The 604-nt window shown below is 47.8% G+C and carries 1 protein-coding gene; it reads left to right on the top strand.

Annotated elements, in window-relative coordinates; genetic code table 11:
• Positions 1 to 591, top strand: a 591-nt coding sequence (locus V6U79_RS29705) for a hypothetical protein (protein WP_334616725.1), incomplete at its 5' end; no start/stop codon positions are given.
• Positions 592 to 604: the final 13 nt, after the last annotated feature.

Here is a 604-nt window from a genome sequence, read left to right as displayed (position 1 = left end):
GCGCAGGCATTGGCAAGAGCAAAAGCGGAACGGCGAGAGGCGAGCCGATTAATCAAGAACTTACGCCGATCAATCGGGAACGTTGAAAAGAAATACGGCACGTTCGCGCAGTCGGTAAAATCATGGAAAGCCTTGACCGACAAGCAGGGCGGGTATATCACAATTCGCGGACTTGGTGATCGTGAAGTCGGAACGCTATTACGCAAACTTCAAGAAATTGACACCTACGTCACGAAAAACGTGAACGGGACGAAAAAGATGATCGATCGACAACTGAAATTGTACGGAGAGGACGCAAAAGGACTGACACCAAAACAAGCGGTGGCACGATTGAACTCAAAATTCCGAAACAGCAACCCTCATGAACTCTTTGACGAGATCGCGAAGTTGATGAAAGAGCAGGGTAACATTATCGAACAAATGCACGCAGGCACGTATGATAAGGCAATGCAACTCGCTTCAGAACTAGCAGAGGCAAGCGCGAATCTTTCACCAGATCAAATCGAGGACGCGTTGATCGATATTGCTGAAAAATTAGGACACGCAACGGTGGTAGAATCGGCAAACGGAACGCCGTTAGATCAAATCTAATCGCAAGGAGTAG

It is taken from the genome of Micromonospora psammae, assembly GCF_036902725.1.
GTDB lineage: Bacteria > Actinomycetota > Actinomycetes > Mycobacteriales > Micromonosporaceae > Micromonospora.
Note: the sequence above shows the minus strand (reverse complement) of the source record. Positions and strands in the feature narration are given on the sequence as shown.